This is a genomic window from Pseudoduganella dura, from assembly GCF_009727155.1.
Lineage (GTDB): Bacteria > Pseudomonadota > Gammaproteobacteria > Burkholderiales > Burkholderiaceae_D > Rugamonas > Rugamonas dura.
In genome coordinates this window covers 1,816,934-1,833,246 of record NZ_WNWM01000002.1, presented here as the reverse complement: position 1 = coordinate 1,833,246, position 16,313 = coordinate 1,816,934, and the positions used below count along the sequence as shown (strand labels likewise).

Annotated in this window: 9 protein-coding genes; 4 read left to right on the top strand and 5 right to left on the bottom strand. The window is 62.2% G+C overall.

Annotated features, from left to right (window positions below; translation table 11 throughout):
* Window positions 1–80 precede the first annotated feature (80 nt).
* The gene (gene corA, locus GJV26_RS08055; protein ID WP_155708370.1) at window positions 81–1,046 is read left to right on the top strand and encodes a magnesium/cobalt transporter CorA; all 966 of its coding nucleotides are present in this window, start codon (window positions 81–83) and stop codon (window positions 1,044–1,046) included.
* Between the two features lie 1,367 nt (window positions 1,047–2,413).
* Here corA and GJV26_RS08050 read toward each other — a convergent pair.
* Entirely contained in the window at window positions 2,414–4,045 is a 1,632-nt protein-coding gene (locus GJV26_RS08050; RefSeq protein WP_155708369.1) for an NAD(P)/FAD-dependent oxidoreductase, read from the bottom strand.
* A 506-nt stretch (window positions 4,046–4,551) separates the two neighbouring features.
* Here GJV26_RS08050 and GJV26_RS08045 point away from each other — a divergent pair.
* Complete coding sequence (locus GJV26_RS08045) at window positions 4,552–7,521, top strand: TonB-dependent receptor (RefSeq protein WP_229419218.1); 2,970 nt, start codon at window positions 4,552–4,554, stop codon at window positions 7,519–7,521.
* 86 nt (window positions 7,522–7,607) lie between these two features.
* Here GJV26_RS08045 and GJV26_RS08040 read toward each other — a convergent pair whose 3' ends face one another.
* The gene (locus GJV26_RS08040; RefSeq protein WP_155708367.1) at window positions 7,608–8,333 is read right to left on the bottom strand and encodes a 16S rRNA (uracil(1498)-N(3))-methyltransferase; all 726 of its coding nucleotides are present in this window, start codon (window positions 8,331–8,333) and stop codon (window positions 7,608–7,610) included.
* Between the two features lie 166 nt (window positions 8,334–8,499).
* Between GJV26_RS08040 and tkt the strand changes: the two genes are divergently transcribed.
* Both tkt and gap read left to right on the top strand, forming a co-directional pair.
* Entirely contained in the window at window positions 8,500–10,497 is a 1,998-nt protein-coding gene (gene tkt, locus GJV26_RS08035) for a transketolase (protein ID WP_155708366.1), read from the top strand.
* A 195-nt stretch (window positions 10,498–10,692) separates the two neighbouring features.
* On the top strand, window positions 10,693–11,703 hold the full coding sequence (gap, locus tag GJV26_RS08030) for a type I glyceraldehyde-3-phosphate dehydrogenase (RefSeq protein WP_155708365.1): 1,011 nt from the start codon (window positions 10,693–10,695) through the stop codon (window positions 11,701–11,703).
* Between the two features lie 257 nt (window positions 11,704–11,960).
* Here the strand turns inward: gap and GJV26_RS08025 are convergent, their stop codons facing one another.
* From GJV26_RS08025 to GJV26_RS08015, 3 genes are all read right to left on the bottom strand, one after another.
* On the bottom strand, window positions 11,961–12,263 hold the full coding sequence (locus GJV26_RS08025) for a hypothetical protein (RefSeq protein ID WP_155708364.1): 303 nt from the start codon (window positions 12,261–12,263) through the stop codon (window positions 11,961–11,963).
* 24 nt (window positions 12,264–12,287) lie between these two features.
* Window positions 12,288–13,244, bottom strand: a complete 957-nt coding sequence (locus GJV26_RS08020; protein ID WP_155708363.1) for a thioredoxin domain-containing protein — start codon at window positions 13,242–13,244, stop codon at window positions 12,288–12,290.
* 257 nt (window positions 13,245–13,501) lie between these two features.
* Window positions 13,502–16,219: a TonB-dependent receptor gene (locus GJV26_RS08015; RefSeq protein WP_155708362.1), complete on the bottom strand. Its 2,718-nt coding sequence runs from the start codon at window positions 16,217–16,219 to the stop codon at window positions 13,502–13,504.
* Between the last annotated feature and the right edge of the window lie 94 nt (window positions 16,220–16,313).

Genomic DNA, 16,313 nt, shown 5'->3' with positions numbered 1-16,313 from the left:
TGGACATGGACTCAGCAATAAGCGAATTTCAGGTAAGCTCCCGGTGTCACAGCCGGGGGCTTTTTTCTTGGAATTCACAAATGCTGATCAACTGCGTCGCATATCAAAACGGCCGCAAGCTGGCCGACCTTCCGGTGGCCGACATCAGCGACTACGTGGCGCGCGACGATACGTTCGTGTGGGTGGCGATGCGCGATGCCAGCGCGCCCGAGATCGCCGAGATGCAGCACGAGTTCGGCCTGCACGAGCTGGCCGTCGAGGATGCGCAGCGCGGCCACCAGCGTCCCAAGATCGAGGAATACGGCGATTCGCTGTTCGTGGTCGTCAAGACTGTCGAGATGGAGAAGGACGAGCTCGTCCTCGGCGAGATCGACATCTTCGTCGGCCACAACTACGTGCTGTCTTCGCGCCAGAACAGCTCGCACGGTTTCCTCGGCGTGCGGGCGCGCGCGGAACGCGAGCCGCACCTGCTGCGGCACGGCGCCGGCTTCGTGCTGTATGCGCTGATGGATGCCGTGGTCGACCGTTATTTTCCGCTGGTCGATGCGCTGGAATCCGAGCTGGAGCAGATCGAGGACCGTATCTTCACGGGCGATTCCCAGCGCGACAACATCGAGCAGTTGTACGAACTGAAGCGGAAAGTGATGACACTGCGCCATGCGGTGGCGCCGCTGCTCGACGCGATCGGCAAGCTGCACGGCGGGCGGGTGCCGGCCGTGTGCGTGAGCAGCCAGGAGTACTTCCGCGACGTGCACGACCACCTGGCCCGCATCAACGGCATCCTCGATTCGATGCGCGACACGATCGCCACTGCGATCCAGGTGAACCTGTCGATGATCGCGCTCGATGAAGGGGAGGTGAACAAGCGCCTTGCTGCCTGGGCCGCGATCTTCGCGGTATTGACGGCATTCGCCGGCATCTGGGGCATGAACTTCGAGGTCATGCCGGAGCTGAAATGGAAATACGGCTATCCGGTGGCGCTGGCGACGATGTTCTCGGCCAGCTTCTACCTGTACCGCAAGTTCCGCAAGGCCCGCTGGTTATAGCCGAGCCACTGATACCGGCCACATGCCTGCGTTGCACCATCTCGCCGTACTGAAGTACTGTCTCGACGATACGCGTTGCCCTGCGGCTCGTGTTGGCGGCTCTCCGGGCCTCAGCAATGATCGGCTTGCGCCATCGACAGCGCCACGGCTTCCGCCACCTTGATGCCGTCCATGCCGGTCGAGAGAATGCCGCACGCGTATCCAACGTCTTCGCCTGGGCACATACATTTACTCCAGTCCCTTAACGAATATTCCTGATACCACTTGGATAATTTCAAGAGCGTGTTTAAACATTATTATTTGACTATTATATCGCTAGTTTAAAAATTTGTTGACCGTTATGCAGGTTGCGTTAGAATTGGATGCCGGGTAATGGTGCCCGAATGGATTGCGGAGAAAATGATGATGAAAAAGCGTTTGGCTTTGGCAGTCGGTCTGTTCAGCTTGGGTTTGGCAGTTCTCGGTGCCGCGAATGCCATGAGGATGTATTCTACTGACTACGAGTTCATGGATGAGCAGGGAAACCCGGCCGGTTGGGGACATATGCCATGTTACGGGCCTATGGTGATGGAATGGGGCATCAGAACTACGAACTATATAGCGTCAAATCAGCTGCCTTGCCGGACCGCCTTGCCTTGCGCTGGAATTCTGTGTCCAGAGTATCCAGACGCTAAAGAAGAGGAGATTCAATAGAACGATAGATTTTTCATGGGATGTATAGCGCACCGATGGCTGGCCCTGCCATCGGTGCGCTGGTAAGAGGGCATGGCCTGATGAAACTGCTGTCGCTGCGTTCGCCTGCGGCCACTGGGGCATTTTTCATCATGTATCTCCAGATTCCATCTTTGCATTCGGGGTGCGCCGATGTCGGATAAGATCGAAAGCAGCTCATATCGGCTTGCCAGATGTTACCTTGGCAGGTTCTTTATCATTCATGATTGGATAAATCTCAATTCTCGCGCTATGCCCTTGCCACACGAGCTCATGCTGCTCATGGCCTCATACGGCCGATGAGAATCTAAATATTGATCATGTTTGCTGCCGCATCGGTAAAGCGTACCCCGCCCAAGACGTTCACCGAAATTTCAATCTATCATTCAGTGTTATATTGAATATAATTCGAATGAAAACCATTTTCTCTGTTTGATAGGAGTCTTTTTCCCCTATTGCAGGTTTTCTAAAAGTGACTAACAGTCCAATGGATTATCGCGCCGTAGTCAGCGTACGCGAGCAGGCAGTAAAGCTTCACGACGAGCATATTCGCCGTAAGCGCGGGGTGGACCGCAGCTTGCGCTGCGATTTTGCCGGTTCCGTTCTGTCGGTACCAGCGCTTTCGCAAGGCGCTGGTTGTAGCTATGGCCTGACCGTCAGGCGTTGTCGGCTTGCGCCATCGACAGCGCCACGGCTTCCGCCACCTTGATGCCGTCCACGCCGGCGGACAGGATGCCGCCCGCGTAGCCGGCGCCTTCGCCGGCCGGGAACAGCCCGCGCGTGTTCATGCTCTGCAGGTCGTCGTCGCGCCGCTTGATGCGGATCGGCGACGACGTGCGCGTTTCCAGCCCCGTCAGCACCGCGTCGTGCTTGAAGTAGCCGCGCACCTGGCGGTCGAACGCGGGGAACGCCTCGCGCAGCGCCTCGGTGGCGTAGTCCGGCAGGATCTCGGCCAGGTCGGTCAGGTGCACGCCCGGTTTATAGGATGGCACCACGGCGCCGAACTCGGTGGACGGCCGGCCGGCCACGAAGTCGCCCATCAACTGGCCCGGCGCGTTGTAGTCCTCGCCGCCCAGCCGGAATGCCGCTTCCTCCAGCCGCCGCTGGAATTCGATGCCGGCCAGCGGCCCGCCCGGATAGTCGTCCGGCGTGATCGATACCACGATCGCGCTGTTGGCGTTGCGTTCCGCCCGAGAGTACTGGCTCATGCCGTTCGTGACCACGCGGCCCGGTTCGGAAGCGGCCGCCACCACCGTGCCGCCGGGGCACATGCAGAAGCTGTACACGGCGCGGCCGTTCTTCGCGTGGTGCACCAGCTTGTAGTCGGCCGCGCCCAGGATCGGGTGGCCGGCATTCGGGCCGAAGCGGCAGGTGTCGATCAGCGATTGCGGGTGCTCGACGCGGAAGCCGATCGAGAACGGCTTGGCCTCCACGTACACGCCCCGATCGAACAGCGTCTGGAACGTGTCGCGCGCGCTGTGGCCGACGGCCAGCACAACGTGGTGGGTGGCGATGCGCTCGCCGGTGGCGAGCTGCAGGCCGCGCAGCTGGCGCACGCCGTTCTTTTCCTCGATATCGAAGTCGGTCACGCGCTGCTCGAACCGGATCTCGCCGCCCAGCGCCACGATTTCCTCGCGCATCGCTTCCACCATCTTGACGAGGCGGAAGGTGCCGATGTGCGGCTTGCTGACGTACATGATCTCTTCCGGCGCGCCGGCCTTCACGAACTCGGTCAGCACCTTGCGGCCCAGGTGGCGCGGGTCCTTGATCTGGCTGTACAGCTTGCCGTCCGAGAAGGTGCCGGCGCCGCCTTCGCCGAACTGCACGTTCGATTCCGGGTTCAACGCACGCTTGCGCCAGAAGCCGAACGTGTCCTTGGTACGTTCACGGACCGTCTTGCCCCGTTCCAGCACGATCGGGTTCAGTCCCATCTGCGCCAGGATCAGCGCGGCGAACAGCCCGCACGGGCCCATGCCGATCACGACAGGGCGGGGCTGGGCGCCGTCGCGGTTCACGCCGTGGGCCACGAACCGGTACGCCATGTCCGGCGACGGCATCAGGTGCACATCGCGCCCGTTGCGGGCCAGCACGCCGGCGTCGTCGGTGGTTTCCAGGTCCACCGAATAAATCAGCACGATCTGCGATTTCTTGCGCGCGTCGTAACTGCGCTTGTGCACGGTGAATTGCAAAAGGGCTTCGGCTGGAATGCCCAGCCTTGCGAGAATCGCTTCTTTCAGAGCGGGTTCTTCGTGGTTCAACGGCAGTTTGATTTCATTTAAACGGAGCATGGCATTTATTTCGAGAAGTCGGCTGGGCGCCGGCAGAAGGGCGGCGCGCGGAACCCTCCATTGTACCCGGCACCGGCCGCAGAGTCAGCCAGGGAGCCATGTTCCAGGATGGTGCATGCCCCACAACAGACAGGAATCGCACCACTTCCGCGCCTTTCTGTATGTATTTTGTCGCAACTGTTGTATCTGAGCCGCAAAAAAATCTTTCCCAATTGACACGCGAATTAGCCGTGTGGTCAGATTTGCTATCGGACCGCAATTGACGGTGATCAATGAGTGTCTGGTGGAGTCGTCCAAAAGGCGATTCGGCAGGAATTGTTGGGACATATAAATCGAGCTGTGCCGGTTATGGCGGATCCGCCAAGACGGTTTCGCCATAAGCTTTTCTACCGAACAAGCTTATAAATTGAGGAAATACAAAAATGTTGAGAAAAACTGTTCTGGTTCGTGCGCTGCAAGTAGCGTTCACGGCAGGCACGCTGTCAATGGCAGTTGCGCCAGCAGTCATGGCGCAGTCGAATGCCGCCGGTTCCGTCTATGGCAAGGTTTCCGCGGGCGCGGGCGATACGATCATCGTGAAGAGCAACGACACGAACCAGACTCGTACCACGACCATCGAGCCCAACGGCACTTTCCGCGTCACGAATCTCCCGATCGGCAGCTACACCGCTACCCTGCAAAAGGGTGGCACTGCCGTGAGCACCACGCAGCTCGAAGTGCTGGCCGGCTCGGGCGTCGAAGCCGTCTTTGCAACCGGGGAGCTGACCGCGGTCCAGGTGACCGGACGCCGCAGCCGCATCGATATTTCCAACTCCACCAATGGCGCCACGTTCACTGCGCGTGAACTGGAAAAACTGCCGATCGCCCGCACTGTCGAGGCGATCGTCCAGCTTGCACCGAATACCACGCGCGGCGACCCGACCTACTCGGCCGGCGCCAGCTTCGGTGGCGGCGGCGCCTCCGAGAATGCGTACTACATCAACGGCTTCGCTGTCACCAACCCGCTGACCCAGCTGGGTGCGTTCGAACTGCCGTTCGGCGCCATCGCCCAGGCGCAGGTGCTGACGGGTGGCTACGGTGTGGAATTCGGCCGTTCGGTCGGCGGCGTGATGAACATCACCACCAAGTCCGGCACCAACACGTGGGAAGCAGGCGGCCTGGCTTCGATCACGCCGAAGTCGACCCGCGCGAAATACCAGGATTACTATTACGCCAACACCGGCGCATTCCCGACCACCACGGATGGCACGCTGCGTCTGCGCCGCGAAGACAACCAGGTGCAGCAGAAGCAGTACTCCGCCTATGTCGGAGGCCCGATTATCCAGGACAAGCTGTTCATGTTCGCCGCCTTGGAGCAGACCAGCCTGGAAAGCAGTGGCGTGTACCTGGCGCGCACCGCGCTGACGCTGGCTGACAACGGCTGGCGCGACTACGAGACGAAGACGAACCGCTATTTCTTCAAGCTCGACTACAACATCTCCGACAACCATCGTCTTGAGTTCACGACGCTGGGTGACCTGCCGGAAACGGACACCCAGTACCGTTCGTACAATTACGCCACGCGAGCCGTGGGCAGCACCGTCAATTCGGCTACGCATGAGGAATACGGCCCGTTCAACCCGAACGGCGGCGAAGCGAAGATCCTGCGCTACGTGGGCAACCTGACGGAAGACCTGACGGTGACTGCGCTGTTCGGCAAGTCCGAGGCTGAGCACATCTATGCACCGGAAGGCTATAACCCGACCCTGGCACAGGTGTCGGCACTGCCGGATACGCAGGTGCCGGGCCTGAACTATAACGGTGGCCAGACGTTCTCCGACGACCAGCCATTCAACGGCGCGCGTGACGAAGTCATCTCGAAGCGCCTGGATATCGAATACCGCATTGGCGACCACACGCTGAAGGCCGGTATCGATAACAACAAGATGAAGTCGATGAACGCCGGTGACCAGCTGGCTGGTGGTGCATTGTGGATCTACGGCAAGACGCCGACGCCGGGCCAGAGCTTCGCCGTGCCAGGTGGCGAAGTGCCGGCCCTGGCCGGGCTGGGCGGCTATGCTTCCCAGGGCTACTACGTTCAGCGTAACCGCAGGTCGACCGTGTCGAACGCGTTCGCCGGCCAGGATGCCCAATACCTGGAAGACCGCTGGCAAGTCACGAAGGACATCGCCGTCACCGTCGGCGTGCGCCGCGAAGGCTTCTTCAACGCCAACCAGGATGGTACGAAGTACATCGAGATGAAGAACCAGATCGCTCCGCGCGCTTCGGCCGTGTGGGACGTGAAGGGTGATGCATCGTTCAAGGTCTTCGGCAGTGTCGGCCGCTATACCGTGCAGATGCCGACCATGATCGCGCTGCGTGGCGCCAACGGTTCGCTGGGCGTCGACGAGTACTTCACGTACACCGGCACGGATGCCAACGGCGCCCCGACCGGCCTGACCCCGGTCACCGGCGTGCTGTCGGCCAACAGCGAATTCGGCCAGGCCAAGGATCCGAACACCGTTGCCGCACTGGACATGAAGCCTTCGTTCCAGGACGAGCTGACGCTGGGCCTGGAGAAATCGCTCACGCCAGACTTCAACTTCGGCGCCAAGGTCACCTACCGCAAGCTGCAGTCGACTATCGACGATACCTGCGATGGCCGTCCGTTCGAAGCCTATGCCGCCGCCAACAATATCGCCGTGTCCGGCGACTGGCACTTCGCTTGCGCATCGTTCAACCCGGGCGAAGCCAACGACTTCCTGGTCGACTACGGCTTGAACGGCAACTACACGAAGGTGCACCTGTCCAAGGAAGACCTGGGCTTCGACAAGGCGAAACGTACCTACACGGCGCTGGACTTCTTCCTGGAACACCCGTACCGCAACGGCTGGTATGCCAAGGTGAACTACACGCTGTCCCGCAGCAAGGGTAATACCGAAGGCCAGACGCTGTCCGACACATCGACCGGCCAGGGCGACGTGGCGGCCACGCAGACGTGGGACTACCCGGAGCTGATGGATTACGCGTACGGCCTGCTGCCGAACGACCGCAAGCATCAGGTGAAAGCGATCGGCTTCTACGACGTCACGCCGCAAATCACCGTTGGCGGCGCCGCCGTCCTGGCTTCGGGTCGTCCGCGTTCGTGCTCGGGTACCAACCCGACCACCGTGGGGACGGACTACAATTACCAGTCCGCTTCGCACTACTGCTTCGGCGCGACCGGCAGCCAGAACACGCCGTCGCCGCGCGGGACCGTGGGCCGCCTGCCGTGGGAAAAAACGCTGGACCTGAACGTGGTGTACAGGCCGACGTTCATCAAGGGCCTGGCGCTGAAGGTCGACGTATTCAACGTGCTGAACGACCAGAACGTGCAGAAGGTGTACGAACGCTACAATACCAACCAGGCTCGTTACGCACTGTACGAAGCACAGATCTACCGTTCGGCTCCCCGTTCGGCACGTTTCTCCGCCGAGTACAACGTACGTTTCAACTGATCGAAGCCTTGCTGCCGGCTTGCCGGCAGCAACAAAGAAGCCCGCGGAATCGCTCCGCGGGCTTTTTTATGGCTGCCGCATTATCGTTACATCCCGCCCCACAGCGCCGCCAGCATCGACACCGCTGCCAGCGCCGCCGTTTCCGTGCGCAGCACGCGCGGCCCCATCGTCACCATCACCGCCCCGCCGCGCACCGCGGCATCCTCTTCCTCGTCCGTGAAGCCGCCTTCCGGCCCCACCAGCAGCGTCACCGCCTGCGGCCCCGCGTCCCGTGCCCATGCCGTCAGCAATTGCGTGCCGCGCGGCGACAGCAGCAGCCGCGGCCCATCCGCCGGCGTGCCGATCCAGTCGCGGAACTCGGCTGGCCCGGCCACCGTGGCCAGCCGGTTGCGCCCGCTCTGCTCGGCGGCGGCCACCACGACGCCGCGCCAGTGCTCCAGTTTTTTTTCTGCCCGCTCGGCGGACAGGCGCACCACGCAGCGCCGCGCCGCCAGCGGCTGCACGGCGGCCACGCCCAGCTCGACGGCCTTCTCGACGATCCAGTCCATCTTGGTGCCTTCGGGCAAGCCCTGCGCCAGCGTCACGGGGTAGGGCAGCTCGGCTTCGCGCGGGTCGAACGCGCGCAGCTCGGCCGTCGCCTTTTTCTTGCCGACTTCCGTCAGCACCGCGTCGTACTGGCCGCCTGCGCCGTTGAACAGCGTCAGCGTATCGCCCGGTGCGAGCCGGACGACGTGGATGTGGTGCGCCACCTCGGCCGGCAGGTCCAGCAATTGGCCGCAAGCAAGGGGGGCGTCGATGTAAAAGCGTGGCATCGGTATTGAAGTAAGTCCAAAATGCACTGATTTTAAGCTGCGGCCGCGGCCTCTGGTAAAATAGCGGGCTACGCAGCCAAGGCGGTTTCAGCATGGTGTCAGTACGGTAGCCTGCTCGAAACGGCTTGTAGCCCCCGGAATTCCCAACCTCCCGCTCCAACTGATTATGAACGCTAAGCTTCCCCACACCCAGATGGCCAACGCGATCCGCGCGCTGGCGATGGACGCCGTCCAGAAAGCCAACTCCGGCCACCCCGGCATGCCGATGGGCATGGCAGAGATCGCCGTCGCGCTGTGGAGCGGCCACCACCGCCACAGCCCGGCCAATCCGAAGTGGGTCAACCGCGACCGCTTCCTGCTGTCGAACGGCCACGGCTCGATGCTGCACTACGCGCTGCTGCACCTGTCCGGCTACGATGTGTCGATGGACGACATCCGCGGCTTCCGCCAGCTGCACTCGAAGACGCCGGGCCACCCGGAAGTGGACATCACGCCGGGCGTGGAAACCACCACCGGCCCGCTGGGCCAGGGCCTGGCCAACGCGGTCGGCATGGCGCTGGCCGAGTGGCTGCTGGCGAACGAGTTCAACAAGCCGGGCCATGACGTGGTCGATCACTACACGTACGCGTTCGTCGGCGACGGCTGCCTGATGGAAGGCATCTCGCACGAAGTGTGCTCGCTGGCCGGTACACTTGGTTTGCGTAAATTAATTGCGCTGTACGACGACAACGGCATCTCGATCGACGGCAAGGTGGAAGGCTGGTTCACCGACGATACGCCGCAGCGTTTCGAAGCCTACGGCTGGAACGTGATCCGCGACGTGGATGGCCATGACGTGACCGCTGTCGACGCCGCCATCGAAGCGGCCAAGAAAGCCGACAAGCCAACGCTGATCTGCTGCAAGACCGTCATCGGCAAGGGTTCGCCGAACCTGCAGGGCGGCGACAAGGTGCACGGCGCCGCGCTGGGCGACAAGGAAATCGCCGCCGTCCGCGAATACATCAGCTGGGGCCACGAGCCGTTCATCGTGCCGGAAGAAGTCACCACCGCGTGGGACTTCAAGGACAAGGGCGCTTCGTACGAAACCGAATGGAACACGAAGTTCGACGCGTATGCCGCCGCCTTCCCGGCCGAGGCTGCCGAACTGAAGCGCCGCATGAACGGCGACCTGCCGGCCAGCTTCGACGACACGCTGAAGGCCGCCATTGCCGCCTGCGTCGAGAAGAAGGAAACCATTGCCACCCGCAAGGCCTCGCAGAACGCGATCCAGGCGCTGTCGGCGATCCTGCCGGAATTCCTGGGCGGCTCGGCCGACCTGACCAGCTCGAACCTGACGAACTGGAAAGAGTCGACCAACATCCGGTCCGGCAAGCCGGGCAACCACGTCAACTACGGCGTGCGCGAATTCGGCATGAGCGCGATCATGAACGGCGTGGCCCTGCATGGCGGCTACATCCCGTTCGGCGCCACGTTCCTCACGTTCTCCGACTACAGCCGCAACGCGCTGCGCATGGCCGCGCTGATGAAGCAGCGTTCGATCTTCGTGTTCACGCACGATTCGATCGGCCTGGGCGAAGACGGCCCGACCCACCAGTCCGTCGAGCACGTCTCGTCGCTGCGCCTGATCCCGAACCTGGACAACTGGCGCCCGGCCGATACCGTCGAATCGATGGTGGCATGGGGCGAAGCGGTCAAGCGCAAGGATGGCCCGAGCACGCTGATCTTCTCGCGCCAGAACCTGCCGTTCCAGGAGCGCACCGAGCAGGCCATCGCCGACATCGCCAGGGGCGGCTACATCCTGGCCGATGACGCCGACGCGAAAGTCGTGCTGATCGCCACCGGTTCCGAAGTGGAACTGGCGATGGGCGCCGCCTCCGCGCTGAAGGCCGAAGGCGTTGCCGTGCGCGTGGTGTCGATGCCATCGACCGACGTGTTCGACCGCCAGGACGCCGCCTATAAAGCGGCCGTGCTGGGCAAGGGCATTCCGCGCGTGGCGATCGAAGCGGGCGTGACCGCTTTCTGGTACAAGTACGTGGGCCTGGAAGGCGCCGTGGTCGGTATCGACACGTTTGGCGAATCCGCGCCGGCCAGCGTGCTGTTCAAGCACTTCGGCTTCACGGTGGAGAACGTGGTGGCCAAGGCTAAAGCCGTAGTTAAAGTATAACCTTCGCTGCATAAAGAACCTCGCGCCCCAATCCTGTATTGGGGCGTTCCACGATAAGGAGCCGCCAGCATGAGCCTCAGGGCAAGGCGCATCGTCGAAGACAGTACTCTGGTACGGCGAGACGAATGCAACGCAGCCATGGGGCTCGTGCTGGCGGCTATAAAAACCGATTTTCTTTAATCAGGAGTACATGTAATGACGATCAAGGTAGCTATCAACGGCTATGGCCGTATCGGCCGCAACGTGCTGCGCGCTTTCTACGAAGGCGGCAAGAAACAGGACATCCAGATCGTGGCCATCAACGATCTGGGCAACGCGCAGTCGAACGCGCACCTGACCCGCTACGACACGGCCCATGGCAAGTTCAACGGCACCGTGGAAGTCGACGGCGATTTCATGATCGTCAACGGCGACAAGATCCGCGTGTTCGCGCAGCGTAACCCTTCGGAAATTCCATGGGGCGAGCTGGGCGTGGACGTCGTGCTGGAGTGCACCGGCTTCTTCACCACCAAGGAAAAGGCTTCGGCCCACCTGAAGGGCGGCGCCAAGAAAGTCATCATCTCCGCACCGGGCGGCAAGGATGTCGACGCGACGATCGTCTTCGGCGTCAACGAAGGCGTGCTGAAGGCGTCGGACACCGTGATCTCGAACGCATCGTGCACCACCAACTGCCTGGCCCCGCTGGTCAAGCCGCTGAACGACACGATCGGCCTGGAAAACGGCCTGATGACCACCGTGCACTCGTACACCAACGACCAGGTGCTGACCGACGTGATGCATGAAGACCTGCGCCGCGCCCGTTCCGCCACCCAGTCGATGATCCCGACCAAGACCGGCGCCGCCGCCGCTGTCGGCCTGGTGCTGCCGGAACTGAACGGCAAGCTGGACGGCTTCGCGATCCGCGTGCCGACCATCAACGTGTCGCTGGTCGACCTGTCGTTCATCGCCAAGCGCGACACCACCGTCGAAGAAGTCAACCAGATCATGAAGGATGCTTCCGAAGGCGCGCTGAAAGGCGTGCTGACGTACCAGACCGAACCGCTGGTCTCGGTGGACTTCAACCACAACCCGGCATCGTCGAACTTCGACGCCACGCTGACGAAAGTCTCCGGCCGCCTGGTGAAGGTCTCGTCGTGGTACGACAACGAGTGGGGCTTCTCGAACCGCATGCTGGACACCACCGTCGCGCTGTTCAACGCGAAGTAATCGCTCCCGCAGCAACGCAAAAGGCGCCTCCCGGCGCCTTTTTTGTTGCCTCCCGGCGAAACTGGGGACGTACCCTGGTTTTAGGGAAACTTACTGGGTGAGCGACCCTGCCTAAGAATTTCCTGGAAACAGGGGTACGTCCCCAGTTTTTCTGAACAGAAAATTTTGGAAAGGGGAACCGGTTTCGGGGCTTGGTTATGCAACGTTCAGCCTGGAATCGGTAGAAATGCGTACGTCGAATGTCTTGGCCGGTCGCTTCAGCGGATCTCGTTCGCCACTTCGGCTGCGCGCTTCTGGATCTTTGCAATCTCTTCGTTTTCTTCACGCTGGGCGTCGATCGCGTCTTCCACCGTCATCTTGTAGTCGATATCGTTTTTCATCGTGTGCTTGATGACATAAGTCTGCAACAGCTTCCGTTCTTCCGGCGTCAGTTCCTCCTGCAACTCCTTGGCAATTTCCGGCTCGTTCATTTCCGAGAGCTTGGCGTCCTTGCTGTCGCCGCAGCCGGCCAGCAATGCGGTTGAAATGAAGAGCGTTGCAACGGTGGAGCGTTTGTTCATTGTTTTTTCCTTGGTGAGGTGGCTTTATTTGAACAGCTTCATCAATACATCCTTCGTGTTGATCTTGCCCGGCTGCGCGGCGGGGCTGGCCGGCGCTGCAACGGCCGTGCCGCCGGCAACCAGGCCGGCATCGGCAAGCCACACCGGCGCCGGGGATGCGGGCAGGCCGGCCAGGCCGGCAGGGCCGAAGGCGTTGCGGAATGCCTCGATTTCCTTCGGGCGCTTGAGGATCGTGCCATCCTCGCGGATGACGGTAGGCGTTCCGACCACCTTGATGCCCACCGAATACAGGATGTCGCGCAGCAGCACATAGCTGCGCTCCGCCGACTTCGGATCGATATCGCAACTGCGCGCATCCGGCACCGTCTTGTTTGCCCAGAAGTTTTTCCAGGCGGCTTCGTTATCCGCGGCACACCAGATACGGGTTACCGTTTCCATCTTTTGCAGCCCGCCCTGGGCGATGTCCTGCAGGGTGCCCGGCATCACGTAGTACGTCGTGTCCAGCTTGCCGATCTTGGCGGTGACGGTTTCGAAGCTGTGACACGCGGGGCAATCGATGGCCGAAAAGAGCAGGATTTTCCGGCCGCCGCCGTCGCCATACTGCACCTTGATCAGCTTGCCGACATCGAGGTTGTCCATCATCTCGCGGCGTAATGCCGCCATTTCGCCATCCGTCATTTTTCGCGGCAAGCCCGTTGCCTGGATGACCTGGTAGCCGCCGGTGCCGCCGAAGAAGGTGCCCGCTTCATTGATCAACGACAGGAATTTGCCTTGCGAATCGCTGAGCGAATACAGGTGCCTGATCGGCGTGGGCGCCGCCTTCGCGCCCGCCATCTGCGTCGTGTCGAGCCCTGCCTGGCGCATGTTGGCAACCAGGTTCTGGCGGGCCGTCTCCGGACTGGCTGTCGCATTCGCCGAAAGCAGGGCGCCGGCCAGTGAAAGGGAGATCGTCGCCATTCCGGCCATTGTGTAGTGCTTCATGATCGTGTCGAGAGGAAGAGTGGTCGGGAGAAGAGTGGGTCGGGCGTCATCGTCCGGCGGAGAGCCGGCGTATCGACGGCATGCGGTAGGTGCATGCGCCGGCGAGCTTATCAGAAAAATAATGCTGCAAAATTCACCAAATGTCACACGGCGCAACTTCGGTGTCCAGGACGGCAAAGGCTGGCGTGCTGGAAACGGCAGGCATGAAAAAGCCCCGCCGGCGCGAACCGGCGGGGCTGCATGGAACAACGTTCAGCTTAGAAGCTGTACGAAGCGCGCACGTAGAAAGTACGGCCGGTCGCCGAGGCGAAACGCGGGTCGTAGCCGGCCTGGAAGGTGTCTTCCTGGTAGGACAGCGGCGGTTCGCGGTCGAACAGGTTGCGCACGCCGTACGTGATCGCGTAGCCCTTCGGCTGCGTCCACGACAGGTAGCCGTCGAACGTGGTGTACGACGCCACGCGGTGGTTTTCCTCGAAGGCGTTGTCCGCGTCCAGGTAGCCCGACTTGTAGTTCGCCGTCAGGCCGGCGCTCAGCTCGCGCAGGTTCCAGCGCAGGTTGGCGGTGTTCTGCCAGCGGAACACCGGGCCGGTGCCGCGGTAGGCGCCCAGGCGGTCGATCCATTCGCCGCCTTCGGAGGCCTGGTACTTGAAGCCGTGCACCCACGTGCTGTTCAGCGCGAAGTTGTACGTGCCGTAGGCGCCGGTGCGCAGGCGGTACTGGGCGGCCAGGTCGACGCCGTGGGTCTTGATGTTGCCCAGGTTCTGCGTGCGCAGGTCGACATAGCCGCAGTTGGTGACCGTCACGCACTGCGAACCGTCGATCGACAGGTTGCCGGCCGCGTTGCGGTGGTACAGCGCGGCGTACTTGGCGCCGTTGGCGAACACGTCGTCCTCGGACAGGCTGTCGATCTGGTGTTCCAGCTTGATCGCCCACAGGTCGGCCGACAGCGTCAGGTTCTTCACGCCTTCGTAGACGATGCCCAGCGTGGCGTTCTTCGACTCTTCCGGATCCAGGTTCTGGTTACCGCCCAGCAGTTTCTGGAACTGCACGCGGCAGTTGGTGGCCGAACCCTTGCCGGGGATCGGCGTGCCGTTCGGGCAGTTCACCGGATCGTTCTGCGTGGCCGTGTTGGTATAGGTCTGCGAGGAGTTGATCTCGTACAACGACGGCGCGCGGAAGCCCGTCGAATACGAACCGCGCACCAGCACTTCCTGCGCCGGCTGCCAGCGGAAGCTGACCTTCGGATTGGTGCTGTTGCCGAAGTCGCTGTATTTGTCGTAGCGCACGGCAGCGGTCACATCGAGCGTCTTCAGCAGCGGCACGTTCAGCTCGGCGTACGCGGCATAGACATTGCGCGAACCTTCGTTATGCGCGGTCGGATCGATGCCCGTGCTGGCCACCACTTTCTCGGCGTACTCGGTGTTCGACGCCATCACGAAGTTCTCGCGGCTCGCCACGGCGCCCACGGCCAGCGCGGCGGAACGGCCGGCGCCAAGCCAGTCGGACAGTTCGCGGCTGGCGTTGAAGTCCAGCGTCTTGGTGGTGCCCTTGGCGTTCTGGATATTGCCGTTCAGCGCAGCGGACCGGATCAGGTCCAGGCCCGCCGCGGTCTGGTCGCCGAACGGATTGATCACGCCATCGAGCACACCCTGGGTGATGATGTTGCCGTCGCTGTAGCCATTCAGGTTGACCTTGACCTTGTTCTCGTTGTACGACAGCGCGGTCTGGTAATCCCAGCCGGCCACGTTGCCGGACAGCGAAGCGACGAAGCGCTGCTGGCGGTTGATGTTTTCGTCGGCGCGCGAGCCGCCCGGCAGGTTACGCCACATTACGTTGATGTAGCCGGGCTGGGCGCCTTCGGGCAGGCCCGTTTCGCCGGTGAAGGCCGGATCGAGCTCGATGTTCGGCGTTACGGCGCCAGGATTGCCCGGGTAGTAAGGGTTGAGCGAACCGTTGGCCAGCGTGCGGTTCATGATCAGGCCGCCGTACGGCACCGGCGCGATCGCGCTTTCCACCTTGCTGCGGCTGACCAGGTATTCCAGGCCCAGCTCGTGGTTGTTCGGCAGCTTCAGGGTGCCCTTGAACAGGCCGGTGGCGCGCTCGGAGCGCGGCACGTAGTCGACGAAGCTCGACGTCGTCATCTTGCAGCTGGTACCGTCCGGCACCAGGTTCGGCGCGCTGGTACAGCTCGGCGAGGCCGGATTGCCGGAATCGCCGGCCTGGTAGTAGTTGGCCGGACTCGTGCTACCCGACAGACCGCCCGCGTAACGCGTGTTGAAATCGCGGTCCAGGCCGCCGATGGCGCGCTGCTTCTGGAAGTCGCCCATGGCGAAGAAGTTCCAGCCGTCCGTGTCCAGATTGCCATAGCCCAGGCCGATATTGGTGTTCAGGCTCTGGCCGCCCTGGTGGTGCGGCGAATCGCCGCCGACCGTCACGATGCCACCGGTGAAGTCTTTCCTGGTGATGAAGTTGATCACGCCGCCCACGGCGTCGGAACCGTACAGCGACGAAGCGCCGTCGCGCAGCACTTCCACCCGTTCGATCGCCGCGAACGGAATCATGTTCAGGTCGGGCGCCGAGCTGTCGAACGCGTTGTTCGCCAGGCGGCGGCCGTTCAGCAGCACCAGCGTCTTGTTCTCGCCGATGCCGCGCATGTCGGCGAACGAGGCGCCGCCGGTGCCCAGGCCCACGACCTGGCTGGTGCCCTGCGTGGCCTGCATGGCCGAGACGGTGGACAGCACCTGCTCCACGGTGGTGATGCCCTGGGCCTTCATGTCTTCCATCTTAACGACGGTGACGGGCACGGCGGTTTCCGCATCGATGCGCTTGATCGCCGAACCGGTGATCTGCACGCGCTGGACCGGCTGGTCCTCGGGCGCGGCCGTTTGCGAATGGGCGGGAAGGGCGAACAGGCCAACGGCGCCAGCGGCGCAGATCAGCCTGACCGAACGGGACAGGGTGGTTTCTTTCAACATTCATTAACTCCGGCAGTTGTCACAGGGCCGCCCCGGTGCATGGTCGCGCACAGGACGATCTTGCATCTGACAACGTCGGGTTAATCTACGTCAA

What these genes read in the sequence shown, in the direction of transcription:
- GJV26_RS08050 (WP_155708369.1), bottom strand. Translation starts at nt 4,045, where the DNA reads ATGCTCCGTTTAAATGAAATCAAACTGCCGTTGAACCACGAAGAACCC.
- GJV26_RS08045 (WP_229419218.1), top strand. Translation starts at nt 4,552, where the DNA reads ATGGCGCAGTCGAATGCCGCCGGTTCCGTCTATGGCAAGGTTTCCGCG.
- GJV26_RS08025 (WP_155708364.1), bottom strand. Translation starts at nt 12,263, where the DNA reads ATGAACAAACGCTCCACCGTTGCAACGCTCTTCATTTCAACCGCATTG.
- GJV26_RS08020 (WP_155708363.1), bottom strand. Translation starts at nt 13,244, where the DNA reads ATGAAGCACTACACAATGGCCGGAATGGCGACGATCTCCCTTTCACTG.
- gap (WP_155708365.1), top strand. Translation starts at nt 10,693, where the DNA reads ATGACGATCAAGGTAGCTATCAACGGCTATGGCCGTATCGGCCGCAAC.
- GJV26_RS08015 (WP_155708362.1), bottom strand. Translation starts at nt 16,219, where the DNA reads ATGTTGAAAGAAACCACCCTGTCCCGTTCGGTCAGGCTGATCTGCGCC.
- tkt (WP_155708366.1), top strand. Translation starts at nt 8,500, where the DNA reads ATGAACGCTAAGCTTCCCCACACCCAGATGGCCAACGCGATCCGCGCG.
- GJV26_RS08040 (WP_155708367.1), bottom strand. Translation starts at nt 8,333, where the DNA reads ATGCCACGCTTTTACATCGACGCCCCCCTTGCTTGCGGCCAATTGCTG.
- corA (WP_155708370.1), top strand. Translation starts at nt 81, where the DNA reads ATGCTGATCAACTGCGTCGCATATCAAAACGGCCGCAAGCTGGCCGAC.